This is a genomic window from Micromonospora sp. WMMD729 (assembly GCF_049315225.1).
Classification (GTDB): domain Bacteria; phylum Actinomycetota; class Actinomycetes; order Mycobacteriales; family Micromonosporaceae; genus Micromonospora.
This window is the reverse complement of the sequence record NZ_CP186059.1, coordinates 5,928,975-5,951,830: the sequence shown is the minus strand read 5'-3', so window position 1 is coordinate 5,951,830 and position 22,856 is coordinate 5,928,975. Positions and strand designations below refer to the sequence as shown.

The window sequence follows — 22,856 nt, the reverse complement described above, 5'->3', positions numbered from 1 at the left end:
GGTCGCCGACATAAACTTGCCGGCATGGCCACCGCCGCGCCGATCTTCGCGTTCGAAGTCCGTTACGTGATCGAGCTGATTCTGCTCGTCTTCGCGTTGATCATCCAGGGTGTCGCGCTGGTGCATGCCATCACGCAGCGCTCCGACGCTTTCGCCGCCATCGGCACGCTGCCCAAGGGCGGTTGGATCGCGATCCTCGCGGTCTGTCTCGTCCTGATCCTGCTCAGCCGGGGTCCGATCAGCCTCTTCGGACTGATCGGCATCGCCGCCGCGCTCATCTACCTGCTCGACGTCCGGGTCGGCCTGCGCGACCTCAGTGACGGCAACGGCAAAGGGTTCTGGTGAGAGGTTTCCGCTGGCCTCCGCCACCGGACAGCGGTCCCCGCACCTTCGGTCCCGGCCCGGGCGGACCGCGTACCGGCCGACCCGCGATCCCCGATCCGGAAACCGAGTTGGTCGACACGCCGCACGGCGTGCGGTTGGAACGCCTGGTCACCGGCGTCGGTGAGCCGGTCACCGTCTTCGCGCACGGGCTGGGCAACGGGATCGCCACCACGCGACCGTTCGGTAGCGGGGTGGCCGGTCGCCGACTGTTCTTCCAGTTCCGGGGGCACGGCCGCTCGGACGCTCCGCCCGGCTCGTGGACCTACCTCGACCTCGCCCGTGATCTGCGGGCGATCGCCGACCTGGGCGGCGCCAACCGGGCGTTCGGGGCGAGCCTCGGCGCGGGGGCGCTCTGCCGGCTGCTCGCCGAGAGCCCGGAGCGCTTCGAGAAACTGGTGTTCTTCCTGCCGGCGGCGCTCGACCAGCCGCGTGGTCCGGTCGCCTGGGAGCGCATCGGCGCCCTGGTGGATGCCGTGGCCAGCGGGGACGCGGGGGCCGTCGCGGACGTCGTCTCACTGGAGCTGCCGGCGGCGGTTCGCAACACGCCGGCCGGCTGGGCGTACCTGCGGCAGCGGCTCGACCAGTTGCTCCGCGACGGCCTGGACGAGGGCCTGGGCACTCTGGCGGGTCAGGTGCCGCTGGACGACGCCGGGGTGCTGGCGGCGGTCACCGCGCCGGCTCTGGTGATCGGGTGCGTGGGCGACGAGCTGCACCCGGTCGAGGTTGCCGAGCAACTCGCGGCCGCCCTGCCCCGGGCCACCCTGCACGTGTACGGCCGCCCCGGCTTCCTCTGGACGGAACGCGCCGACCTGCGGGGGCGCATCTCCGGCTTCCTCAACGAGTAACGTGCCCTGTCATGGGCGTCACACAGCATGGCCGGACGCACCGGCTGGATCTCGCCGACCCGACCCTGCGCGAGTGGACCTGCACGGTCCTGCACGCCGACCCGGAGCAGGGCATCGTGCTCGACCGCTCGGCGTTCTACCCGGGCGGCGGCGGCCAGCCACCGGACCACGGCGTACTGCTGTGGCAGGGCGTGCAGACCCGGATCGTCGGTACGCGCAAGGGCGACGACCCGTACCTGATCCCCGCCGAAGGTGACCCGTTGCCGCCGGTCGGCACCGAGGTCGTCGGTGCGGTGGAGGACGAGCGCCGCACCCGTCTGATGCGTACCCATTCGGGGTTGCACGTGCTCTGCGGCGTGGTGTTCCGGGACTTCGGCGCGCTGGTCACCGGCGGCAACATGGAACCGGGCGAGGCCCGGATGGACTTCAACCTGCCCGAGGTGCCGCCGGACTTCAAGAGCCGCATCGAGGAGCTGGTCAACGCCGAGGTGGCCGCCGACCGCTCGGTCGCCACCCGGGTGCTGCCGCGTACCGAGGCGTTGGCCCTGCCGGACATCATCCGCACCCAGTCGAACCTGATCCCGCCGGACGAGCAGGAGGTGCGGATCGTCGACATCGTCGGTCTGGACGTCCAGGCGGACGGCGGCACCCACGTCGCGTCCACCGCCCAGATCGGCAAGGTGCAGGTGGTCAAGGTGGAGAGCAAGGGGCGGGCCAACCGGCGGGTCCGGGTCCGACTGGTGGATTGACGAATTCGGACGTCGGCTGTCAGGTATCGCTGGCAGCCTCGCAGGCATGACACAACCGCTCGCAGGAAAGATCGCGCTCGTCGCCGGTGCCACGCGGGGTGCCGGGCGGCAGATCGCGGTCCAGTTGGGTGCCGCCGGTGCCACCGTGTACGCCACCGGCCGCAGTAGCCGTGCCGGCCGCTCGGAGATGGACCGGCCGGAGACCATCGAGGAGACCGCCGACCTGGTCACCGCGGCCGGCGGCGCCGGCATCGCCGTACAGGTCGACCACCTGGTGCCGGAGCAGGTACGCGACCTGGTCGCCCGGATCGATGGCGAACAGGGCGGCCTGGACGTGCTGGTCAACGACATCTGGGGCGGCGACCCGCTGGTCACCTGGGACAAGCCGGTCTGGGAGCAGCCGCTCGACAAGGGCTTTCGCACCCTGCGGCTGGCCGTCGACACGCACATCATCACCAGCCACTTCGCCCTCCCGCTGCTGATCCGCAAGCCCGGTGGCCTGGTGGTCGAGATCGGCGACGGCACCAAGGCGTACAACGACCAGAACTACCGCCTCTCCGTCTTCTACGACCTGGCCAAGGTCTCGGTCAACCGGCTCGCCTTCAGCCAGGCGCACGAGCTGAAGCCGCACGGCTGCACGGCCGTCGCGCTCACCCCCGGCTGGATCCGCTCGGAGGCGATGCTGGAGCACTTCGGCGTGACCGAGGAGACCTGGCGCGACGGGGCCGCCACCGACCCGCACTTCCTGATCTCCGAGACACCCGCCTTCGTGGGCCGCGCGGTGGCCGCGCTCGCCGCCGACGAGGAAAAGGCCCGCTGGAGCGGCCAGTCCGTCGACGCGGGCACGCTGTCCAAGGTGTACGGCTTCACCGACGTCGACGGCAGCCAGCCGGAGGCGTTCCGCTACATCAGCGAGGTCGTCGACGCCGGCAAGCCGGCCGACGTCACCGGCTACCGCTGACCGGTCACCGCTCGGCCCGCTGACGTGACGGGCCGCTGACCGGCGTCACGGCACGACCGGGTCGTCGTACCGTGCGGCGGCCCGGCGTGCGGCGTCCGCCAGGCGTCCGCGCAGCTCCGGCGGGTCGAGCGCCTCCACCTCCGGGCCCAGCGCCAGCAACTGGGCGTACGCGACGTCGACCGTCTCCACGGGCAGCCGCGCCACCACCCAGCCCTGCCCGTCCGGTTCGCCGAGGGTGGTGACGACCTCGTCGTACACCTCGGGGGCGTCGACCACGTGTCGGAGCCGGCGCAGGCCGGCGGGGCTCAGCCGGACGGTGACCTCGGCCCGCAGTATGGTCCGCAGGAACGACCCGGCCTGCTCGCGCCAGTACCCGGCGAGGTCGAAGCCCGCGTCGCGGGCGAACTGTTCGTCGCCCACCTCGACGTCGGTCACCCGGTCCACCCGGTAGGTGCGCATGTTGTCGCCGACCCGACCGATCAGGTACCAGGTCGCGTTCTTGAGTACGAGCCCGTACGGCTGCACCCGCCGGGTCACCTCGTTGTCGCCGCGCCGGTAGCGCAGCTGTACCACCCGGTCGTCCCAGACCGCCCGCGCCAGCTCGGCCAGCCAGGTCGGTGGCGGCGTCTCCTGGAACCAACCCGGCACGTCCAGGTGGAACCGCTGACCGGTGCGGACGGGCGCGTCGCGCAGGGCCGGCGGCAGGGCGGCGAGCACCTTCAGCTCGGCGCTGGCGACCGCGTCGGCCAGGCCCATGTCGCCGGCCGGGCCGGGCAGGCCGGCGAGGAAGAGCGCCTCGGCCTCGTCGCGGGTGAGACCGGTCAACCGGGTCCGGTAGCCGCCGAGCAGCCGGTACCCGCCGGCCCGGCCCCGGTCCGCGTACACCGGCACCCCGGCGGCGGAGAGCGCCAGCACGTCCCGGTAGACGGTCCGCTCGGAGACCTCCAGCTCCCGTGCCAGCTCGCCGGCCGTCATCGAACCGCGCGCCTGCAACAGCAGCAGCAACGAGATCAGTCGGGAGGCGCGCACCCGACCATCCTGCCTGGTGCCGCTCGCCGTCCGGCGGAATCGATCACCGATGGTTAGGCTGCTCGATCGTGGACGCCAGCAGAATCGCCAGCCCGGTGACCGGGGCCGTCGGACGCTTCCTCCTCGGAGTGCGGCTGCTCCTACGCGGGTTGGGCCTCTACGTGCGCAGCCCGAAGCTGATGCTGCTCGGCATCGTGCCGGCGCTGATCTCCGGCGCGCTCTTCGTGGCCGCGTTCGCCACCCTCGTGTACTTCGTGGACGACCTCGCGGCCCTGGTCACCCCGTTCGCCGATGGCTGGTCGACCACCGGCCGCAGCCTGGTCCGGGTGATCGCCGGGCTCGCCTTCCTGGGGATCGGCGGACTGCTCGCGGTGATCAGCTTCACCGCGGTCACCCTGGTCATCGGCGACCCGTTCTACGAGAAGATCTCCGAGAAGGTGGAGGAACGGCTCGGCGGCACCCCGAACGCCGTGGAGGTGCCGTTCTGGTCGTCGCTGCGCCGCAGCACCGCCGACTCGGTACGCCTGGTGGCCCTCACCGCGCTGGTCGGCATCCCACTGTTCCTCGCCGGCTTCATCCCGGTGGTCGGCCAGACGGTGGTCCCGGTGATCGGGGCGGCCGTGGGTGGCTGGTTCCTCGCCGTCGAGCTGGTCGGCGCACCCTTCTACCGGCGCGGGATGCGGCTGCCGCAGCGCCGGACGATCCTCAAGGCGGACCGGCCCATGGCGCTCGGCTTCGGCGTGGCGGTCTTCCTGTGCTTCCTCATCCCACTCGGCGCGGTGCTGGTGATGCCGGCCGCCGTCGCCGGCGCCACCCTGCTGGCCCGCCGCTCGTTGGGCCAGTCGATCGAGGAGAGCTGACGTGGAGATCACCCTGATCGAGGGCGACATCACCGAACAGCGGGTCGACGCCATCGTGAACGCCGCGAACTCGTCCCTGCTCGGCGGCGGTGGCGTGGACGGCGCGATTCACCGACGCGGTGGGCCGGCCATCCTGGCCGAGTGCCGGGCGCTGCGCGCGTCGAAGTACGGCAGAGGGCTGCCCACCGGGCAGGCGGTGGCGACCACTGCGGGGAACCTGCCGGCCCGCTGGGTCGTGCACACGGTCGGCCCGGTCTTCTCGGCCGGCGAGGACCGGTCGGGGCTCCTGCGCGACTGCTACGCCAACAGCCTGCGGGTCGCCGACGAGCTGGGCGCGTCCACGGTGGCGTTTCCGCTGATCTCCGCCGGCATCTACGGCTGGCCGGTCGACGACGCGGTCCGCCAGGCGCTGTCGGTGCTCCGCGCGGCCACGCCCGCCACGGTCAGCGAGGTACGCCTGGTGCTTTTCGGCGCGGACACCCACGCCACGGCCCGAGAGGTCTTCGACGCGGCGTAGGTCCCGTGCGGCTCGCGGCTTGATCACTTGATGCTCACCAGTTGGAAATCGCTCCTGGGAACTGGTCAGCATCAAGTGATCATCGTCGGACCAGTCGGGACCGCGTCATTCCACAGGGACTCGAAGTGCTCCACGTAGCGATCGAACGGGCCACCCGCCTCGCGGCGTCGGAGATGCATGGTCACCGAATCCTGCCCTAGTCCTGAACCGATGTGGGTGGCCACGATCGCCTCGTCGTCGAAGACCCAGACGGACATGGCAACGTGCCGGTCTGACAGTCGGACGGCAAGGGGTTCCGGAGACTTCGCGATTTCCGCCCGAGTCATGGCTATGCGAGTCGCCAGCGTGAGTGGAGTCGCCTCGATGCCTTCTCGTGCCATGGTGATCTCACTGCCGGGGTCACCGAGCAGAAAACGTACGTCGCCGCCGTTCTGCGCCTTCGCACCGAGCGTGGCAGGGGCGTTGGGCACCTCAAGCCACACGAAGTAGCTCGTGTACCCGCCGAACCACAACCGTCTGTCCGCCTTGTCGATCAACTCGCGAAACAGCGAACGCGGCAGGTCGGAACGGCGCGCGTACATGCCGACGAGTTCGCGGTCTGAACCGATTTTGATCGCGCGGCGGGCGACCTCTGGCCATAACACCTCTACATCCTTGCCCAACACCCCAGCAGCCGCTCGGCCGGCAGGGCCTCCCAGGCCTCGGGCGTAAGCGACGCCGCCGGCCCAATCGTCCGCCTTCGCCATCGTCAGGCGACTGGCTCAGCTCTTCGAGCTTGTCAGCGCCTCTCTGGCCCCTATCACCGCCTCGTGGCAATCTTTGGCGGTATTGAACTGCCGGATCGCCTTGCCGGCGATATTGCGCAAGAGAGGGCCAGGCGCGTATAGGCTGATCGGATCGTCGGTCCGCTTCCACTCGCGCAGGGCATACATGATCTCCTTGTCATCCGGAACGCTGCCGGTGACGGACCGAAGATGGCGCGCTTCCTCCAAAGCGTCCTCGAAAATTTCGCCTAGATGTGGTGCAATCTTCGCAACCTTGCCTAGTCGTTCAACAGCTTCCGATAGTACGGTGAAGGCAGGCATGCCGTGTGCAAGGGGCGTGCCCCAGCGAATATCATTGATTACGTTTTCGATGTCATGGAGTGCCGAAAGCGCCTCGCGGCGCTCCTCCTCGTGCAGGCCGGGATGCATGGCGGCGAGGGACGGCTGAGGTCGGAACCGGACCGCCGCCGCGACACCGACGATAGCCACCACCAGGCTGCCAAGCCCTATCCACGCTTCGATCGTCACGGGTGCGCCTCCAGCGGCGGAATGTGGAGTGGTAATCGATCGCGAAGGATACCGCTACACGCCCAGGGTGTCCCGCCCTCCCAGGCCGTACGGGCGCGGCGAGCGAAGGCCAGCCGACACGCCTGAAGTCTGGTTTTCACTCACTCCCGGCTGACCAGGCGGCTGTGCGCCCCACAGTTGCCGGCGAATGGTCGAGGAGCGTCATGAACTCCTTGACCATCTTCACGTACTCTTCGGCTTGCTCGGCTGTCCGCACCTGGCGTCCGGAATGATGAGCCAAGTCACCGAGCATTTCAAGGCGCGAGAAGACAACTGCTGCGGCAGGATCGATCAGATTTCGCTCTGTCGAGAGCTCTATCAGCCGACCGAGCGTGCTCTCCTTAAGGTCTTCGTCTTCGATTGGTAGATAGTCTTTGAGTGCGACGCGGGCTGCCTGGAAAGCGTACACAATTGCCGCCGTTGGATTTGTGGAAGCGTTTGCATGCCCCGCGGCGAGCAGTCGCTCGGCGCGTGACAGTTCACGGTCACTTTCCGGCAGTGTGGGCGCAAATGCGGCCGCCTCGATCGTTGCTCGTGTCTCCTCGGCTACTCGGTCCCACTCGGCTTCGATCGGCCCCACGAGAGCCGCCGCAGGTTGTCACCGAGCAGTTGCGAGACCTGCCGCCGGTACGCGAGCAGCGCGATAAGGACGACCGACGGCCACGCAAGGGCCTGCACGATCGCCACGCTGAATTGACGCCAGTTCACGCGCTCGACGCTATCGAGGCTCCGCAACGGGTGCCCACCACATCACCGCCGCGCCCGTCGCACGCCGTGACACGTGACGTCCCGATCGGAGTGCATTAACGGGCAGGTCCTGCCGCAGGCCCCGTCTATGCTTACGGCGCGTCACCGTTTCCCACTGGGCCTAATCCTAGTGCAGCATCTCCGCCCACGCGACCGTGAGCCGCGACGGGTCGAATCCCTGCGGCTCTCTGCGGTCGGGCCCGAGCGCCATCACGTCGACCGCATCCCTGAGCAGTTCTCGTCTGCCCTCAGCCTCCCGCGCGTGCCATTCTGCGGCGAGCGTACGGCCTGTCGGTGCCCGCTCGACGACGTCTCTCGCGGTGCCTGCTCGACCTGGGTGCGCTAGCCGTGCAGTGTTGCAGTCGGGGCGAATTTCTCCGCCGTCGGTGGGGTGCCCAGGTCGGCGAGAGTCGCCGCGATCTGATCGTCGGGGTCGTGAGCGCTGCGTCTCCGGCGACGACGACCCGTTCGCGTACTGTCGGCACGCTGTTCGCGCCGCCAGGAACAACTGCTGTACGCGGTGGCCCCAGGCGTTCTCGGTGCTTCGCCTGGCCACTCTCCGGCGGCGACCAAGGCGCGTCTGGTGCTCTTCGGGGCGGACACCCATGCCAAGGCCCACGAGGTTTTCGACGCCGCCCAGGCTTGGCTGGCTAGTCGTCAGCCGTTGCCGCCGACGGCATACGAAAGACCCCGGTATCCCGATGATCTTTCTCGATGTGGCTGCTCAGAGGGCGGTGGTCTTCGCTTTGTCAACGAAGGCCTGCCAGGTGCGACGGTCGAACCGGAGGGTGCCGCCGTCACGGTCCTTGGTGTCCCGGACGAGGACGACGCCCGGCTCGTTGTTGGCAACCTCGACACAGTTGCCGCCATTGGAACTGCTGCGGGTGCTCTTGCGCCAACGGGTGCCTGTCAGGTCATCCATTTTCGGGCTCCCAGGAAATCGACGGATTGGTCGCGCGGAAGCGCTGTGGGTCTCACGGTATGCCAGGCCCTCGCACGTTAGCGGCGTCAATAGCGAGTGACCCCGGGTGATCTTGAGGGTCTTCGTTGATGTGGTGGCTCAGAGGGCGGCGGTCTTCACCATGTCGACGAAGCCCTGCCAGGTGTGCCGGTCGAACCGGAGGGTGCCGCCATCGCGGTCCTTTGAGTCGCGAACCGCGACGACACCCGGAAGGTTGTCGGCGACCTCGACACAGTCGCCGCCGTTAGAGCTGCTTCGGGTGCTGGTACGCCACTTGGCGCCGGTCAGGTCAGCCATGTTCGTGCCTTCAGAAAGTCGATGGTGTGGCGGCGTGGAAGAGCCACTGATCGCAGCGTATCCCAGATGGCCCAGAGCGGGGCTGTCTCGTTGGTCAGCCGGCCGGATGCCTGATCGTCGAGGTACCCGACGTCGCCATCCTCGGTGGTGGCAATGACGAACGGTCCGGCTTGTCCGGGATGCATGCCCGCGTCAAGCGGCAACACATGAAGGAAGGTGTTGGACCGCTGCGCCATTTCGATCAGATGGTCCAGCTGGCGGTGCATGATGTCGGGCTCCCCGCGGCGCAACGCGCATTCGTCGATGACCGCGATGTAGAGCGGGGGCTTACGTCGGTTGAGGACCGCCGCCTGTCGGCGGAGGCGTGTCTCCACGTAACCCTCAACCTCGTCCGCGTCCAACAACCCGCTGCTGAGGACTAGTGATGCGTACTCCGGTGTCTGTAGCAGACCGGGAATCACAGACACCTGAAAGGCGCGGAGTGCGGTCGCCTGGAGCTCTGTCTCGACCCACGGCCGTAGCCACGCCGGCTCACGGCGCTTCAAAACGTCCGGCCAAATGTCCTCTACATCGAGCCCCAGGGCGCTCGCCGCCGCCGCTCGATGGCGGGGGTGGGGAACTCTGCCGGGCGAGACCCACCGTGCGACCGTCTTCGGGTCTACTCCCACCTGCTCGGCAAGACTCTCAACGGTCTCACCCGAGTTCGCCAGCGCAGCGCGCAGCGCCTGATTCATGGTCGCCTCCCGCTGGACGTCCCCCACGTCTATGAAACGTATATCTACGGGGTGTAGCCGTCCAGCTCCTATCGGCAGTGTGTCAGGTGAGCGGCGCTGCTGGTGGAGGTGTAGCCCCGGCGGCGGTGTCAGCCCGGGGGCCGTCCCGTGGGCGAGCACTCAGGGGCGGCCCCTCCTGGCCCACCGGAGGGGAAGACATGCCCGCAGCACCAGGAGCGACATTCCGGGCCGGCGACCTGCTGCGCCTGTCGGCGACCGCGAGCGTGCAGTTTCTGCGCCCGATCACCGTGCGGGTCATCCGCGAGTTGGAGTGGGACACGTACGACGGGTGGGTGTGGCTCGACGCGTACGAGCTGGGGACGCGCGGTGACGCGATTGCCCGGCGTGAGCTCTACGTGCGGCGCGAAGGCGTGCAGGTGTTGAACACCCGGCTGCCCACGTGCGCCCGATGAGCCCGCGACCGCGCCCGCATCACGCCGGCCTGCCGCACTGGCGCTGTACCCGCTGCGGCGCCCATTGGCCGTGTTCGGCGGCGCGGCTGTCGCTGCTGTCCCGCTGGCGTGGCGATCGGGTCGGGATGCTGCTCATGTTGACCACGCTCGCGCGGGAGGCGTTCGCCGACGCGCTGAGGCTGGGCCTGCGGCCGGACCCGGCGGTGTACGTCGCGCGGTTCCTGGAATGGACGCGCCCACGCAATCAAGCTGACTGATCAGGTCAGGTCGGCCAGGCAGGCCCAGAGGGTCGTCACGGGCCGATAGCCCAGCCGGGCGTTGATCGCCAGCATCGGCGCGTTCGACTCGTCGTTCGAGGTGTACGCGATCCGTACCCCGGTCGCAGCGGCCTTGTGCAGCGCCGCCGTCTTGGCCAGCCGGGCGAGCCCGCGACCCCGGTACGCCGGGACCGAGCAGGTGTAGTCCGACCACATCCGGTCCCCGTCCCGCTTGACCAGGCTGAACGCGGCCAACTCGCCGTCGACCTCGGCGGCGATGCTCGCCGTCTTGTCCAGTCCGAGGTTGTCCCACACGTCCTGCCGCCAGCTCTCGAAGGTGACCGCGTCCACGGGCACGTCACCGGGTTCGTCGACGGCCGAGGCGACGTCGACCGCGTAGAGCAGGTGCGGGTCCAGGTCGGCGATCGGCCGCAGCCGTACGCCCGGAGGCGGCTCGGGCAGCGCGGGCGGCGGGGTCAGGTCCAGCGCCGAGTAGCGCACCTCGCGGCTGGGCGTGAAGCCGTGCCGGCTGGCGAAGGGCAGCGAGTCTGCCGTGGCCATGGTGCGGACGCGGCGAACCCCGAGAGGGCGGAGGTGGTCGGTCGCGGCGGTCAGCAGCGCCGTCCCGATGCCCCGGTGGCGGTGGTCGGGGTGTACGTGCAGCATGTTGACGTCACCGAAGCCCTGCACCGACGTCGACGTGGTGGGCTCGGCGGACGTCCAGCCGACCACCTGGCCGTCGACCTCGGCCACGAATGCGATCCAGCCCTCGTGCGGCGGCGGTTCGGCCAGCATCTTGCGGGTCGACTCGACTCCGCGTACCAGGTACGGATGGACGATCGCCCGTAGCGCCACCACGGCGGCGGCGTCGTCCGGCCGGGCTTTGCGGATGCGCATGTCAGGCCCCCGTCCGTACGGCGGCGACGGCCTCGACCTCGACGAGCTGGTCGCTGTAGCCGAGCACGGCCACCCCCAGCAGGGTGCTGGGCGGGTCGTGGTCGCCGAAGAAGTCCCGGACCACCTCCCAGACGGTCACCAGATCCGCCTGGCGCGACGATGCCACGTACACGGTGGTCTTGACGACGTCGGTGAGCCGCGCGCCGGCCGTGCCGAGGGCGGTCTCCAGGTTCGCCATCACCTGCCGGGCCTGCGCGGCGTGGTCGCCCGGCGAAACGGTACGACCCTCGGCGTCCAGCGGGCACGCGCCGGCGGTGAACACCAGGCGGGCGGGCGGTTCGACGGTCGCCGCGTAGGCGTACTCGGCGACGTCGGAGAGAGCGGGTACGTGCAGCAGCGCGACAGGATCCGGCATGCCGGCGAGGCTAACGACGATCGCGCACGGCGGCGACGCATTAACGGGGCAGGCAGCAAGTTCAGGGTTGTTGCTGCCTCCCGACGCCGGGAAGCAGCAACAACACTGAAGTTGCGCGGATCTTGAAGCGGGTCACGCCGACGTGCGGATGATCAGCTCGGTGTCCAGCATGACGGCCGGTTCGATCGCTTCGCCGGCGGCGAGGCGGAGCAGTTGCCGGGTCATCCGGCGGCCGAGTTCCACGATCGGCTGCCGGACGGTGGTCAGTGGCGGTTCGGTGTACGCGGCGGTCTCGATGTCGTCGAAGCCGACCACCGCCACGTCCTCCGGCACCCGCCGGCCGGCGGCGTGCAGCGCCCGCAGGGCGGCGTGCGCCATCAGGTCGGAGGCGGCGAAGACCCCGTCCAGGTCGGGGTGGTCGGCGAGGAGCTGCTGCATCGCCGCCGCGCCGGACTCCCGGGTGAAGTCACCGACGGCGACCAGCTCGGGCAGCCCGGCGGTGCTGACCGCCTCCCGGTAGCCGTTCAGCCGTTCGATGCCGGCCACCATGTCCTGCGGGCCGGCGATGGTGGCGATCCGCCGCCGACCGCTGTCGATCATGTGCCGGACGGCGGCGGTGACCCCGCCGACGTGGTCGACGTCCACGTACGGCACGGGTACGTCGCCGAGCGGCCGGCCGCTGACCACCACGGGGATGCCGAGGCGGGCCAGCGTGCCGGGCAGCGGGTCGGCGCCGTGCAGCGAGGCGAAGAGCACCCCGTCGACGTGCCGGCCGGTGGTGTACCGCTCGACCCGCTGGTGCCCGGCCGGCGAACCGGCCAGCATCAGCACCAACTGTTTGTCGGCGGCCTCCAACTCCTGGCTGACGCCCCGGATGATGCCCGGGAAGACCTGGTCGTCGGAGAAGACCCGGGTGGCCGCCTCCGGCATGACCAGGGCGATCGAGTCGGTGCGCTGGGTGACGAGGCTGCGGGCGGCGAGGTTGGGCACGTACCCCAACTCGGCGACCGCCCGCTTGACGGCCTCCCGGATCGGTTCGGCGACGGTGGTGGAGCCGTTGACCACCCGGGAGACGGTGGCCCTGGACACCCCGGCCCGTGCCGCCACCGCCTCCAGCGTCGGCCGCTGCGCCGTCGTCATCGTGACCGCCCCCCGCTCGTCACAGCCCGTTCCGGGAGATCACCTCCTGGTACCACCGGGCGCTGGCCTTCGGTGTGCGCCGCTGGGTCAGGTAGTCGACGTGCACGATCCCGAACCGCTTGCGGTAACCCTCCGCCCACTCGAAGTTGTCCAACAATGACCATACGAGATACCCGCGCAGATCAACGCCCCGGGAGATCGCCTCGTGGGCGGCCCGCAGGTGCCCGTCGAGGTAGGCGATCCGGTCGTTGTCGATCACCTGTCCCAGCCCTTCGGGGGACTCGGCGCCGGCCTTGTCGGGGAACGCCGCGCCGTTCTCGGTGATCAGCAGCGGCACGCCCGGATAGTCGGCGGCGATCCGTTCCAGCAGCCGGGTCAGCCCGGCCGGCTCGATCATCCAGCCCATGTCGGTGAGCGGTCCGCTGGGCGGCAGGAAGTGCACCGCCCCCTCGGTCCCCGGGTACGCGCCGTCACCGTCGCCGTCCGGCCGCCCCGCCACGTAGGTGGGCGCGTAGTAGTTGAGCCCGAGCAGGTCGATCGGGGCGGCGATCAGTTTCTCGTCGCCGTCGTGGATGAACGTCGGCTCGACGATCCGCGCCACGTGCTCGCGGACGTCGTCGGGGTAGCCGCCGGCCAGCAACGGATCCAGGAAGATCCGGTTGTGCAGGCCGTCGACCAGCCGGACGGCGGCCGCGTCCGCCGCGCTCTGCGGGTCCGCCGGTCGTACATCAGCGGGGTTGATGGTGATGCCGACGCTGCGCGCGCCGGCCGCGCGCAGCGCCCGCGCCGCCAGGCCGTGCGCCAGAAGCAGATGGTGTACGGCGGTGAAGGCCGCCGCCCCGTCCCGCGCACCCGGGGCGTGTACCCCGTTGCCGTACCCGAGGTAGGCCGAGCACCACGGCTCGTTCAGGGTGGTCCAGGTGTCGATCCGGTCGCCCAGGCGAGCGTGGACGGCGGTGGCGTACGTCGCGAAGTGCTCGGCGGTCTCCCGGTTGGTCCAGCCGCCCCGGTCCTCGAGGCTCTGCGGCAGGTCCCAGTGGTAGAGGGTGACGATCGGGTCGATGCCCCGGGCCAGCAGGGTGTCGGTGAGCCGGTCGTAGAAGTCGAGCCCGCGCGGGTTGACCGGGCCGCTGCCGTCGGGCTGGATCCGGGGCCAGGCGACCGAGAACCGGTACGCCCGCAGGCCCAGCTCGGCCATCAGGGCCACGTCGTCGGCGTACCGGTGGTAGTGGTCGCAGGCGACGTCGCCGGTGTGGCCCTGGTAGACCTTTCCGGGCGTACGGCAGAAGGTGTCCCAGATGGACGGACCGCGACCGTCGTCGCGGGCCGCGCCCTCGATCTGGTACGCGGCGGTGGCCGCTCCCCAGAGGAAATGTTCCGGAAATCGGATCTCGTTCACGCCTTGACCGCACCTTCCATGATCCCGCCGATGATCTGGCGACCGAACAGCACGAAGACCAGCAACAGGGGCAGCGTCGCGATGGCCGTGCCGGTGAACACCTGCGACATGTCCTGGTAGTACCCGTCGGACAACGCCCGTAGGGAGAGCTGAACGGTCGGGTTGGCCGGGTCGTTCAGCACAGCGTACGGCCACAGGAAGTCGTTCCAGGTGGTCATGAACGTGAGCAGGCCGAGCACGGCGGCGGCCGGGCGCAGCGCCGGCAGCACGACGTGCCACCAGATGCGGGCGGTGCCGCAGCCGTCCATCCGGGCGGCCTCGATCAGCTCGTCGCTGATGGCCTGGCCGGCGTACTGCCGCATCATGAACACGCCGAACCCGGTGACCAGCACGGGGACGATCACCGCGGGCAGCCGGTCGTTCCACTGCAACTTCGTCATCAGCAGGTAGAGCGGGATCACGCCGAGCTGCGTGGGCACCATCATGGTCGCGATGATCACCAACAGCAGCGCGTTGCGACCCCGGAAGCGCAGCTTGGCGAAGGCGAACCCGGCCAGGCTGGAGAAGAACACCACCGAGACGGTGACCGTGGTCGCCACGATCACCGAGTTGATCAGGCCGGTCAGGAAGTACGCGTCGGTGTTGTCGAACAGCCGGGCGATGTTGGCGCCCAGGTTGTTGCCCGGCGTGACCGGAGGCGGCAGTTGGCCCATCGCGTCGCTGGTACGACTCGCGACGACGAACATCCACCAGATCGGGAAGATCGACAGGACTGCCGCGACGATCAGGGCGAAGTAGGTGAGCGGACTGGCCCGCCAGAGCCGACTCATCGGGTTCCCTTCCTGCCGGTGCCGGACGAGCCGCTTCGACCGGTGCCAGCTGTGCCGCCTTTGCCGCTGCCGGCTGAGCCGCCGAGGCGGCGCAGGACCAGCACATTGACGGCCGCGACGAGGGCGATGAGCGCGAAGAGCAACCACGCCACCGCCGACCCGTACCCGAAGTTGTAGTGCGGCGCGAAGGCGTTCTCGAACATGTACATGGTCAGGGTCTGCGACTCGCGCAGCGGTCCGCCCCGGATCGGGTTGGTGCCGGAGTGGAACATCCGGGGCTCGGTGAAGAGTTGGAGGCCGCCGATGGTGGCGATGATGGTGCAGAAGATGATCGTCGGTTTGAGCAGCGGAACGGTGACCGACCAGAACTGTCGGGCCCGGCTCGCGCCGTCGATCGCCGCCGCCTCGTAGAGGTCGCGGGGGATGGCCTGCATCGCGGCCAGCAGGATCAGCGCGTTGTAGCCGGTCCACCGCCAGTCGACCATCGCGGAGATCGCCACCCAGGAGGCGATCCGGTTGGACTTCCACTCGATCGCGTCCAGCCCCACCAGGTCGAGCAGCCAGTTGACCATGCCGAACTCGCGGCCGAAGAGCACCCCGAAGACGATCGCCACGGCGGCCGTGGAGGTGACGTTGGGCACGAGCACCGCCATCCGCCAGCCCGTACGCCCCCGCAGCCCGCGGTTCAGCAGGTTGGCCAGCCACAGCGCGGCGAGCAACTGGGGGACCGTCGAGATGACGAAGATGCCGAGCGTGTTGACCAGCGCGTGCCAGAAGTCCGGGTCGGCGAGCAGCCGGGTGTAGTTCTCCGCGCCCACGAACGGGTGCTCGCTGCCGAGCAGGTCCCAGTCGTGCAGCGAGACCCAGAAGGTGTACGCCAGCGGGTAGACCCCGAACACCGCGAAGAGCAGGAAGAACGGGGCGATGTAGAGGTACGGCGAGTAGCGGGTGTCGAGGCGGCTGAGCCGGCCCGACGATTGTCGGCGGGCTTTGGTCGCCGGTGCGACCGGTGGTCGGGCGTCGAGCTGGACCGTCATGCCCGGAAACTCCTTTCCGTCGTGCGGGCGGCACCCGGCTCCCGGAGTCCGCCCGCACGCTGGCTCGGGCTACTTGGCGGCGGCCTTCTTCGCGTTGGTCACCGCGTCCGTCCAGCCCTGCGCCGGGCTGCGCTGGCCCAGCTCCACGGTCCGTACGGCGTTCTCCACCTCGGTCCGCACGGCCTGGTTCTTGGGGCCCATGTAGACCGGCTTGAGGCTCTTCGCGCCGGTGCCGAAGATCATCCCGACCGGCGCGTCGGAGAAGTACGCGTTCGTCGACTGGGCGATCGCCGGGTCGTCGAGCGCCTGCGGCGAGGACGGCAGTGGCCCCTTGGCCTTGAACGCCCCGATCTGGCCCTTGGCGCTGGTGAGGAACTTGGCCAGCTCGATGGCCTCAGCCTGGTGCTTGCTCTGCTTCGGTACGGCCAGGTGGGAGCCTCCCCAGTTGCCGCCGTTGCCGGGAACCCGGGCGATGTCCCACTTGCCCTTGGCGGCCGGGCCGGCGTTGCCCTCGATGACCCCGGTCATCCACGCGGGGCAGGCGATGGTGGCGAACTTCGTCTGCTTGAAGGCGGACACCCACTCCTCGGACCACGAGCCGTACTTACCGGAGAGGCCCGAGTCGATGATGTCCATCGTGGTGTCCCACGCCTGTCGTACCGCCGGGTTGCTGTCGACCACGACGTTGCCGTTCGTGTCGTAGTAGCTGTAGCCGGTGGTGTTGCCGGCGGTCTGCAACAGGATCGTGTTGAAGGTGTTGGTGGCCGCGTCGAGGAAGGACGCCCCGGTCTTCGCCGCGACGAACTTCTCCCCGGTGGCGATGTAGTCCTGCCAGGTGGGCCAGAGCTTCGACACCTCGTCCCGCTCGGTGGGCAGGCCGGCCTTCTCAAAAAGGTCCTTGCGGTAGCAGATGGCGATGCCGCCGACGTCGGTGCCGAGGCCGATGAGCTGCTTGCCGTCGGCGGTCAGGCCGGCGTTCCACTTCCACTCCAGGAAGTTGCCCTTGAGGTCGGCGGCGCCGTGGTCCAGCAGGTTGACGAAGTTGTTCGGGTTCGCCTTGTACTCGACGAGCAGGCCCTCCTCGATGGCCACGATGTCGCCGGCGCCCCGGCCGGCGGCGAGCCACTGGGTCAGCTTCGGTGAGTACTCGTCGAGGTTGCTGCCGGTGCCCCGCTCGACGATCTTCACGTCGGGGTGCGCGGCCATGTACTCCTGGTAGAGCTGGTCGTAGCCGAACTGACCGAAGACGTCGACGGTCAGCGTGATCGGACCGCCCGCGTCGGCGTCGTCACCGCCGCCGCAGCCGGCGGTGACGAGCAGGGCGGTCGTTGCGGCGAGGGCCACCGCGGCGAGGCGGCGGCGCGGAAGGACAGCCATCGTATGGACCTCTCTCAACGTGATGAGGTGGTGGCAGAAGGCCAAGAGAGCGCTCTCACGCCAGCGTGGTGGGTCACCCGCACGCTGTCAAGAGAGCGCTCTCACGAATCTGTCCCGCCATGCGACGAGGGCGTCACCCCCATCGGGGTGACGCCCTCGTCACGCGTGGTGGCGTGAGATCAGCCGGTGCGCAGCCCGTCCAGCAGCGCACGATCGCCCGTGACGTCCAGCGTCTCGAAGCTGACCCGGCCCCAGAGCGCCAGCAGCAGGTCGCTCGCCGTGCCGCTGACCTGGGCACGGGCGTGGTGGTCGTCGTGGTCGAAGATCGTCGCCGTGTCGAGCAGTGCCACGCCCTGACCGCGCAGCCGCAGGTACCACTCCTGGTCCGCGTCGGTCGCCGCGAGCTGGACCACCCCGTGCCAGTCGCCCTTCACCTGCCGCCGGCCGGCCGGCAACCAGGTGTCCAACACCTCGCTCACCCCGTCGGCGGCGAGCTTGGCCTCGACCGGCTCGCCGGCCGCGATGGCGAGCTGGGCGTCCCAGCGGTGCACCGCCGTCTCGTGCGCCATCCGGCGCGGCCAGAAACCGGCCTTCTTCGGCTGCGGGGCCCAGTTCCACGCCGGCGCCTCCGGGTCGAGCCCGTCGAACAGGGTCATCAACTGGTCGTACCCGTGCTGCCAGAGCTGGAGCGCGCTCACCCCGGACGGCGCCTCGGACGCCTCCCGGCGGGGTGGTGCCTCCGTGCTCCCCGATCCGGCGAACGAATAAACCCAGTGGTAGATGCCCGCGAGGTGCAGGGTGAGATCATTGACCGTCCAGCCGGGACAGGACAGCACCGGTGTCTCCGGCGGTGCCTCGGCAACCGCCGCGGCGAACGCCGGACCCTCGGCCCGGAGCGCCCCAATCCAGAAATCCTTGCTGCCCTGCACTCTGCTCATCGCCATCCTCCCGGGGGTGCCGGGCCACCAGTGGGTGCCGCGGCTGCCCATCAGCCTAAAGTGAAAGACGTGTCAGACGCCTCCGCCCAGCCGACAACCGAAGCCGATCGTCCCATTCCGGGTCCCTTGGCGGACTACACCACGCTACGGATGGGCGGGCCGGCCGGGCGGATCGTGGCCGCGACCAGCGCGGACGAGATCATCCGGGCGGTTCGGGCCGCGGACGAGCCGATCCTCGTCCTGGCCGGTGGCAGCAATGTGGTGATCGGCGACGCCGGCTTCCCCGGCACGGTCGTGCTGGTGCGCTCGGGTGGCCTGCGGGTTCTCAGTCAGGACGCCGAGTCCGTCACTGTACGTGTCGAGGCCGGCGAGCCGTGGGACGACCTGGTCGCTACCACCGTCCGCAACGGCTGGGCCGGCCTGGAATGCCTCTCCGGCATCCCCGGCTCGACCGGCGCCACCCCGATCCAGAACGTCGGCGCGTACGGCCAGGAGGTCGCCGAGACGATTACCGGCGTCGAGGTGTACGACCGCCTCGACGGCACCCGCCGGACCGTCCCCGCCGCCGACTGCGGGTTCGCCTACCGGGGCAGCATCTTCAAGTACCAGGACCGCTGGGTGGTGCTCTCGGTCGACTTCCGGCTCAGCCGCTCGCCGCTGTCCGGCCCGGTGCGCTACGCCGAACTGGCCCGGGCGCTCGGTGTCGAGGTGGGCGATCAGGTGCCGCTGGCCGACGCGCGCGCGGCGGTGCTGCGACTGCGGGCCGGCAAGGGCATGGTGCTCGACGCCACCGACCCGGACACCCGCTCGGTCGGCTCGTTCTTCACCAACCCCGTGCTCGACCAGGCGACGTACGCGTTGCTGCGCGAACGCGCCGCCGAACTGGGCGAACCGCCGGCTTGGCCCGGATCCGACGGCATGGTCAAGGTGAGTGCGGCCTGGCTGATCGACAAGGCGGGCTTCGCCAAGGGCCACCCCGGCCCCGGCGGCGTGGCCATCTCCGGCAAGCACACCCTCGCCCTCACCAACCGCAGCGGCACCGCCCACACCGGCGACCTGCTGACGCTGGCCAACACCATCCGCGACGAGGTACACGACCGCTTCGGGGTGACCCTGCACCCCGAACCAGTCCTCGTAAACTGCGCCCTCTAACCCCCGTCCCGCCCCCCCCGCGCGCGCCCGCGCCCGCGCCCGCGCCCCCGCGCCCCCGCGCGCCCGCGCCCGCGCCCGCGCCCCCGCGCCCCCGCGCGCCCGCGCTCGTCCCGCGCCCCCGCGCCCCCCGCGCGCCCTCGCGCCCGCGTCACGCCCCGCCCCGCGCGCCACGCCCCCGCGATCTTGCACTTTCTGTCATCGCTTTGTCCATTTTCGCCCGCGATGTGACGACAGAAACTGCAAGATCGCGGGGGCGGGGGCGGGGGCGGGGGCGGGGGCGGGGGCGGGGTGCGCGGGGTGGGTGCGCGGGGTGAGGGTGCGTGGGGTGAGGGTGCGCGGGGTCGGGGGCGCGCGGTCAGGGGTGCGTGGGGAGGGGCCAGGGGAGGGTCAGCTCGCCCTGGCGCCAACGGTGCGGACCAGCCAGGACGGGCCAGCCCTCGGCCTTCAGCTGGGTCACCGCGCGCACCCAGCGTTGGCGGGGGCCGAACGTGGCGTACGGGGCGGCGGTCCGCCACGCGTCCTCCAACGCCTGGATCAGGTCGTGGATCGCCTCACCCGGCACGTTGCGGTGGATCAGCGCCTTGGGTAGCCGTTCGGCCAGCTCGGCGGGGCTGCCCAGGGTGGTGAGCTTCGCGGCCAGGGTCAACGTCCGGGGGCCGTCCGCGTCGATGAGCAGCCAGCTCGCCAGGCGACCCAGCTCGTCGCAGGTGCCCTCGACGAGCGCCCCGCCCGGGGCGAGCGCGGCGGTGATCGTACGCCAGGCGTCGGGCACGTCGCTCTCGTCGTACTGGCGCAGGACGTTGAACGCGCGGACCAGGACCGGCCGCAGCCCGGCCAGTTCGAAGCCACCCCGGGCGAAGGTCAGGCCGGGCGGGTCGGCGGCCGGCGTCGCGGCCGCCACCCGCGCCGGGTCGATCTCCAGCCCGACCAGGCGTACGTCCCGACGCACCCCCGACGCCAGCCGGGCCCGCAGCTCCACGGCGGTGACCGGCGTCTCGCCGTAGCCCAGGTCCACCACCAGCGGATCGTCCGCGGCCCGCAGCCGGTCGGCGCAGGTTTCCACGATCCAGTTGTCCACCCGGCGGAGCCGGTTCGGGTTGGTCGTGCCCCGGGTGACCACGCCGAGGGGTCGGCGTCGTGGCGCCCCGCTCATGGGTCCTGTGCCCGGCTCAGGAGACCCGGTGGACCTTGTGTTGCGCCGCCTGCGCCCGCGGCCGGACCACCAGCCGGTCGATGTTCACGTGCTCCGGGCGGGTGGCGCACCAGGCGATGCAGTCGGCCACGTCCTCGGCGACCAGCGGCCCGGGCACTCCGGCGTAGACGGCGGCGGCCCGTTCGGCGTCGCCGTCGAAGCGGACCAGACCGAACTCCTCGGTCTTCACCATCCCCGGGTCGATCTCGATCACCCGCAGCGGTCGGCCGCACAGCTCCAGCCGGAGCGTGCCGGCGATGGCCGTCTGGGCGTGCTTCGCCGCGGTGTAGCCGCCGCCGCCCTCGTACACGGTGAGCCCGGCCGTGGAGGAGACCACCACGATGGTCCCCGAGCCGGACGCCTCCAGCGCCGGCAGCAGCGCCTGGGTCACCCGCAGCGTGCCGAGCACGTTCACGTCGTACATCCACTGCCAGTCGTCGAGCGAGCCGGACTCCACCGGGTCCAGCCCGCGCGCCCCGCCGGCGTTGTTGACCAGCAGGGTGACCGGCCCGGGCGCCTGCGCGGCGGCCTCGGCGAGCCCGGCCACCGACTCGTCCGAGGTGACGTCGCAGGTCACCGCGGTGGCCTGTCCGCCCGTGGCGGCGATCTCGGCGACGAGACCGGCGAGCCGGTCGGCCCGGCGGGCGGCGGCGAGCACGTGGAAGCCCTCGGCGGCGAGCCGGCGGGCGGTGGCCGCGCCGATTCCGCTGGACGCTCCGGTGACGATGGCGACAGAGGTCATCGGGCCATTGTCACCCGCGCCGCCCCGCCGATCCCGACCGGGCGTACGGCAGCGTCGACGGAGCCCGGTGATGAGGTCCGTCACGCCGGGCGGCTGCGCTGAGGCATTTCCGTAGCCCGATGGGGAAGATGACATCCGGCGTACAGGTTGACCGAGAAGCGCCGGTCGTGCGTGACGGCATTAACCGTGACAGAAGGAGCGGACGTGGCGGAACTGCACACCGGTGTCGGTCGTCAGCGAGGTGCCCGACCGTGGCCGCGGCCGCGCCGCATCGCCACCCTCTCCGTACACACATCCCCCCTGCACCAGCCCGGGACGGGCGACGCCGGGGGGATGAACGTATACATCCTCGAGGTCGCCCGGCGGCTCGCCGAGGCCGACGTGGAGGTGGAGATCTTCACCCGGGCCACCTCGAGCGAACTTCCCCCGGTGGTCGAGATGGCCCCCGGTGTGCAGGTCCGGCACATCATGTCCGGCCCGCTCGAAGGGCTGACCAAGGAGGAGCTGCCCGGGCAGCTCTGCGCCTTCACCGCCGGGGTGTTGCGGGCCGAGGCGTCCCGCCCGCCCGGGCACTACGACCTCATCCACTCCCACTACTGGCTCTCCGGTCAGGTCGGCTGGTTGGCGAAGGAACGCTGGGGTGTGCCGCTCGTGCACACCGCGCACACCCTCGCCAAGGTCAAGAACGCTCAGCTCGCCGCCGACGACCGGCCGGAGCCGAAGGCCCGGGTGATCGGCGAGGAGCAGGTCGTCGCCGAGGCGGACCGGCTGGTCGCCAACACCCGGGTGGAGGCCCGCGACCTCGTCGAGCGGTACGACGCCGACCCGACCCAGGTGACCGTCGTGCAGCCGGGCGTCGACCTGGCCCGGTTCCGACCCGCGCCGGGCGAGCGCGCCGTGGCCGCCCGCGCCGCCCGCCGCCGGCTGGGACTGCCGGTCGACGGGTACGTGGTGGCCTTCGTCGGCCGGATCCAGCCGCTCAAGGCACCGGACGTGTTGATCCGCGCCGTCGCCGCGTTGCGCGAGCGGGACCCCGCCCTGGCCGACGAGGTGACCGTGGTGATCTGCGGCGGCCCCAGCGGTAGCGGCCTGGACCGGCCGACCGCCCTGATCGAGCTGGCCGCGACGCTCGGTGTCACCGATCGGGTGGTCTTCCTGCCGCCGCGTACCGGCGACGACCTGCCCGCCCTCTACCGGGCCGCCGACCTGGTCGCGGTGCCGTCGCACAACGAATCCTTCGGCCTCGTCGCCCTGGAGGCTCAGGCCTGCGGTACGCCGGTGCTGGCCGCCGCAGTCGGTGGCCTGGTCACCGCCGTCCGGGACCAGGTGAGCGGGGTGCTCATCGACGGGCACGACCCGGTGGACTGGGCCCGCGCGCTGAGTCGCCTGTTGCCGGACGACGCACTGCGGGCCAGGCTGTCCCGGGGCGCCGCGCAGCACGCCCGGCACTTCTCCTGGGACCAGACGGTGTCGGGGCTGCTCGACGTGTACGGCGAGGCGATCGCCGCGCGTCGGGCCCGGCTCGCCGCTGATCTGGCCTGCGACCCGGCCCTGTCCTGCTCCTGGTGACCCCGGGCGCTCGCCATCGGGTGCGTTGGTCGGGTCGGTCGTAG

General features: G+C 70.6%; 28 protein-coding genes. 10 read left to right on the top strand and 18 right to left on the bottom strand.

What is annotated here, in order from left to right; translation table 11 throughout:
• Positions 1–24: 24 nt before the first annotated feature.
• Genes ACN263_RS27370 through ACN263_RS27355 form a run of 4 tightly spaced genes read left to right on the top strand, consistent with a single transcriptional unit; the run spans position 25 to position 2,939 of the window.
• The gene (locus tag ACN263_RS27370; RefSeq protein WP_355050857.1) at positions 25–345 is read left to right on the top strand and encodes a DUF2516 family protein; all 321 of its coding nucleotides are present in this window, start codon (positions 25–27) and stop codon (positions 343–345) included.
• Complete coding sequence (locus tag ACN263_RS27365; protein WP_422737121.1) at positions 342–1,229, top strand: alpha/beta fold hydrolase; 888 nt, start codon at positions 342–344, stop codon at positions 1,227–1,229. The genes ACN263_RS27370 and ACN263_RS27365 overlap by 4 nt, the downstream gene beginning before the upstream one ends.
• 11 nt (positions 1,230–1,240) lie before the next feature.
• Positions 1,241–1,978, top strand: a complete 738-nt coding sequence (locus ACN263_RS27360; protein WP_007465709.1) for an alanyl-tRNA editing protein — start codon at positions 1,241–1,243, stop codon at positions 1,976–1,978.
• 46 nt (positions 1,979–2,024) lie between these two features.
• Positions 2,025–2,939: an SDR family oxidoreductase gene (locus tag ACN263_RS27355; RefSeq protein WP_422737120.1), complete on the top strand. Its 915-nt coding sequence runs from the start codon at positions 2,025–2,027 to the stop codon at positions 2,937–2,939.
• Positions 2,940–2,984: 45 nt separating this feature from the next.
• Here the strand turns inward: ACN263_RS27355 and ACN263_RS27350 are convergent, their stop codons facing one another.
• Positions 2,985–3,968 (bottom strand): helix-turn-helix transcriptional regulator, encoded by a 984-nt coding sequence (locus ACN263_RS27350; RefSeq protein ID WP_422737119.1) that lies wholly within the window; start codon positions 3,966–3,968, stop codon positions 2,985–2,987.
• Positions 3,969–4,036: 68 nt separating this feature from the next.
• On the opposite strand from ACN263_RS27350, the gene ACN263_RS27345 reads away from it, so the two are divergent.
• Both ACN263_RS27345 and ACN263_RS27340 read left to right on the top strand, forming a co-directional pair.
• Positions 4,037–4,828 carry an EI24 domain-containing protein gene (locus tag ACN263_RS27345; protein ID WP_422737118.1) on the top strand — a complete coding sequence of 264 codons (792 nt, stop codon included), beginning with the start codon at positions 4,037–4,039 and terminating at the stop codon, positions 4,826–4,828.
• Position 4,829: 1 nt separating this feature from the next.
• Positions 4,830–5,345, top strand: coding sequence for an O-acetyl-ADP-ribose deacetylase (locus ACN263_RS27340; protein WP_422737117.1), 516 nt, complete (start codon positions 4,830–4,832; stop codon positions 5,343–5,345).
• 71 nt (positions 5,346–5,416) lie between these two features.
• On the opposite strand, the gene ACN263_RS27335 is transcribed toward ACN263_RS27340, so the two are convergent.
• The 7 genes from ACN263_RS27335 to ACN263_RS27305 form a co-directional block, all read right to left on the bottom strand.
• On the bottom strand, positions 5,417–5,989 hold the full coding sequence (locus ACN263_RS27335; protein ID WP_422737116.1) for an XRE family transcriptional regulator: 573 nt from the start codon (positions 5,987–5,989) through the stop codon (positions 5,417–5,419).
• Positions 5,990–6,106: 117 nt separating this feature from the next.
• Positions 6,107–6,637, bottom strand: a complete 531-nt coding sequence (locus ACN263_RS27330; RefSeq protein WP_422737115.1) for a hypothetical protein — start codon at positions 6,635–6,637, stop codon at positions 6,107–6,109.
• Between the two features lie 136 nt (positions 6,638–6,773).
• Complete coding sequence (locus tag ACN263_RS27325) at positions 6,774–7,256, bottom strand: hypothetical protein (RefSeq protein WP_422737114.1); 483 nt, start codon at positions 7,254–7,256, stop codon at positions 6,774–6,776.
• Complete coding sequence (locus ACN263_RS27320) at positions 7,223–7,384, bottom strand: hypothetical protein (RefSeq protein ID WP_422737113.1); 162 nt, start codon at positions 7,382–7,384, stop codon at positions 7,223–7,225. Before ACN263_RS27320 ends, ACN263_RS27325 begins: the two co-directional genes overlap by 34 nt.
• A 763-nt stretch (positions 7,385–8,147) precedes the next feature.
• Complete coding sequence (locus ACN263_RS27315) at positions 8,148–8,336, bottom strand: DUF397 domain-containing protein (protein WP_422740842.1); 189 nt, start codon at positions 8,334–8,336, stop codon at positions 8,148–8,150.
• A 147-nt stretch (positions 8,337–8,483) separates the two neighbouring features.
• Positions 8,484–8,672 carry a DUF397 domain-containing protein gene (locus ACN263_RS27310; RefSeq protein WP_422740841.1) on the bottom strand — a complete coding sequence of 63 codons (189 nt, stop codon included), beginning with the start codon at positions 8,670–8,672 and terminating at the stop codon, positions 8,484–8,486.
• A complete protein-coding gene (locus tag ACN263_RS27305; protein WP_422737112.1) occupies positions 8,669–9,415 on the bottom strand; it encodes a helix-turn-helix domain-containing protein in 747 nt (248 codons plus the stop codon). Before ACN263_RS27305 ends, ACN263_RS27310 begins: the two co-directional genes overlap by 4 nt.
• Positions 9,416–9,612: 197 nt before the next feature.
• On the opposite strand from ACN263_RS27305, the gene ACN263_RS27300 reads away from it, so the two are divergent.
• Positions 9,613–9,867: a hypothetical protein gene (locus tag ACN263_RS27300; RefSeq protein WP_422737111.1), complete on the top strand. Its 255-nt coding sequence runs from the start codon at positions 9,613–9,615 to the stop codon at positions 9,865–9,867.
• Entirely contained in the window at positions 9,864–10,124 is a 261-nt protein-coding gene (locus ACN263_RS27295) for a flavin reductase (protein WP_422737110.1), read from the top strand. The genes ACN263_RS27300 and ACN263_RS27295 overlap by 4 nt, the downstream gene beginning before the upstream one ends.
• Here the strand turns inward: ACN263_RS27295 and ACN263_RS27290 are convergent, their stop codons facing one another.
• The 8 genes from ACN263_RS27290 to ACN263_RS27255 all read right to left on the bottom strand — a co-directional run bounded on the left by ACN263_RS27290 (position 10,125) and on the right by ACN263_RS27255 (position 18,157).
• A complete protein-coding gene (locus tag ACN263_RS27290) occupies positions 10,125–11,021 on the bottom strand; it encodes a GNAT family N-acetyltransferase (RefSeq protein WP_422737109.1) in 897 nt (298 codons plus the stop codon).
• 1 nt (position 11,022) lies between these two features.
• Positions 11,023–11,436 carry a RidA family protein gene (locus tag ACN263_RS27285; RefSeq protein ID WP_422737108.1) on the bottom strand — a complete coding sequence of 138 codons (414 nt, stop codon included), beginning with the start codon at positions 11,434–11,436 and terminating at the stop codon, positions 11,023–11,025.
• 132 nt (positions 11,437–11,568) lie between these two features.
• A complete protein-coding gene (locus ACN263_RS27280; RefSeq protein ID WP_422737107.1) occupies positions 11,569–12,576 on the bottom strand; it encodes a LacI family DNA-binding transcriptional regulator in 1,008 nt (335 codons plus the stop codon).
• Between the two features lie 19 nt (positions 12,577–12,595).
• Positions 12,596–13,975, bottom strand: coding sequence for a GH1 family beta-glucosidase (locus tag ACN263_RS27275; protein ID WP_422737106.1), 1,380 nt, complete (start codon positions 13,973–13,975; stop codon positions 12,596–12,598).
• On the bottom strand, positions 13,972–14,805 hold the full coding sequence (locus ACN263_RS27270) for a carbohydrate ABC transporter permease (RefSeq protein ID WP_422737105.1): 834 nt from the start codon (positions 14,803–14,805) through the stop codon (positions 13,972–13,974). Before ACN263_RS27270 ends, ACN263_RS27275 begins: the two co-directional genes overlap by 4 nt.
• Positions 14,802–15,842: a carbohydrate ABC transporter permease gene (locus ACN263_RS27265; RefSeq protein WP_422737104.1), complete on the bottom strand. Its 1,041-nt coding sequence runs from the start codon at positions 15,840–15,842 to the stop codon at positions 14,802–14,804. Before ACN263_RS27265 ends, ACN263_RS27270 begins: the two co-directional genes overlap by 4 nt.
• 69 nt (positions 15,843–15,911) lie before the next feature.
• Positions 15,912–17,219, bottom strand: a complete 1,308-nt coding sequence (locus ACN263_RS27260; protein WP_422737103.1) for an ABC transporter substrate-binding protein — start codon at positions 17,217–17,219, stop codon at positions 15,912–15,914.
• Positions 17,220–17,398: 179 nt separating this feature from the next.
• Positions 17,399–18,157, bottom strand: a complete 759-nt coding sequence (locus tag ACN263_RS27255) for a maleylpyruvate isomerase family mycothiol-dependent enzyme (protein ID WP_422737102.1) — start codon at positions 18,155–18,157, stop codon at positions 17,399–17,401.
• A 126-nt stretch (positions 18,158–18,283) separates the two neighbouring features.
• On the opposite strand from ACN263_RS27255, the gene ACN263_RS27250 reads away from it, so the two are divergent.
• Positions 18,284–19,309: a UDP-N-acetylmuramate dehydrogenase gene (locus ACN263_RS27250; protein ID WP_422740840.1), complete on the top strand. Its 1,026-nt coding sequence runs from the start codon at positions 18,284–18,286 to the stop codon at positions 19,307–19,309.
• A 355-nt stretch (positions 19,310–19,664) separates the two neighbouring features.
• On the opposite strand, the gene ACN263_RS27245 is transcribed toward ACN263_RS27250, so the two are convergent.
• Together ACN263_RS27245 and ACN263_RS27240 are read right to left on the bottom strand one after the other, a co-directional pair.
• Positions 19,665–20,462 carry a class I SAM-dependent methyltransferase gene (locus ACN263_RS27245; RefSeq protein ID WP_422737101.1) on the bottom strand — a complete coding sequence of 266 codons (798 nt, stop codon included), beginning with the start codon at positions 20,460–20,462 and terminating at the stop codon, positions 19,665–19,667.
• 16 nt (positions 20,463–20,478) lie between these two features.
• The gene (locus tag ACN263_RS27240) at positions 20,479–21,243 is read right to left on the bottom strand and encodes an SDR family oxidoreductase (protein ID WP_422737100.1); all 765 of its coding nucleotides are present in this window, start codon (positions 21,241–21,243) and stop codon (positions 20,479–20,481) included.
• A gap of 204 nt (positions 21,244–21,447) precedes the next feature.
• Here ACN263_RS27240 and mshA point away from each other — a divergent pair, with 204 nt between their 5' ends.
• Entirely contained in the window at positions 21,448–22,812 is a 1,365-nt protein-coding gene (gene mshA / locus ACN263_RS27235) for a D-inositol-3-phosphate glycosyltransferase (protein WP_422737099.1), read from the top strand.
• The last annotated feature ends 44 nt before the right edge of the window (positions 22,813–22,856 follow it).

Coding starts and splice junctions, on each gene's coding strand:
- ACN263_RS27290 (WP_422737109.1), bottom strand. CDS start 11,021: ATGCGCATCCGCAAAGCCCGGCCGGACGACGCCGCCGCCGTGGTGGCG.
- ACN263_RS27295 (WP_422737110.1), top strand. CDS start 9,864: ATGAGCCCGCGACCGCGCCCGCATCACGCCGGCCTGCCGCACTGGCGC.
- ACN263_RS27265 (WP_422737104.1), bottom strand. CDS start 15,842: ATGACGGTCCAGCTCGACGCCCGACCACCGGTCGCACCGGCGACCAAA.
- ACN263_RS27370 (WP_355050857.1), top strand. CDS start 25: ATGGCCACCGCCGCGCCGATCTTCGCGTTCGAAGTCCGTTACGTGATC.
- ACN263_RS27245 (WP_422737101.1), bottom strand. CDS start 20,462: ATGAGCGGGGCGCCACGACGCCGACCCCTCGGCGTGGTCACCCGGGGC.
- ACN263_RS27285 (WP_422737108.1), bottom strand. CDS start 11,436: ATGCCGGATCCTGTCGCGCTGCTGCACGTACCCGCTCTCTCCGACGTC.
- ACN263_RS27280 (WP_422737107.1), bottom strand. CDS start 12,576: ATGACGACGGCGCAGCGGCCGACGCTGGAGGCGGTGGCGGCACGGGCC.
- ACN263_RS27360 (WP_007465709.1), top strand. CDS start 1,241: ATGGGCGTCACACAGCATGGCCGGACGCACCGGCTGGATCTCGCCGAC.
- ACN263_RS27255 (WP_422737102.1), bottom strand. CDS start 18,157: ATGAGCAGAGTGCAGGGCAGCAAGGATTTCTGGATTGGGGCGCTCCGG.
- ACN263_RS27270 (WP_422737105.1), bottom strand. CDS start 14,805: ATGAGTCGGCTCTGGCGGGCCAGTCCGCTCACCTACTTCGCCCTGATC.
- ACN263_RS27355 (WP_422737120.1), top strand. CDS start 2,025: ATGACACAACCGCTCGCAGGAAAGATCGCGCTCGTCGCCGGTGCCACG.
- ACN263_RS27240 (WP_422737100.1), bottom strand. CDS start 21,243: ATGACCTCTGTCGCCATCGTCACCGGAGCGTCCAGCGGAATCGGCGCG.
- ACN263_RS27260 (WP_422737103.1), bottom strand. CDS start 17,219: ATGGCTGTCCTTCCGCGCCGCCGCCTCGCCGCGGTGGCCCTCGCCGCA.
- ACN263_RS27300 (WP_422737111.1), top strand. CDS start 9,613: ATGCCCGCAGCACCAGGAGCGACATTCCGGGCCGGCGACCTGCTGCGC.
- ACN263_RS27305 (WP_422737112.1), bottom strand. CDS start 9,415: ATGAATCAGGCGCTGCGCGCTGCGCTGGCGAACTCGGGTGAGACCGTT.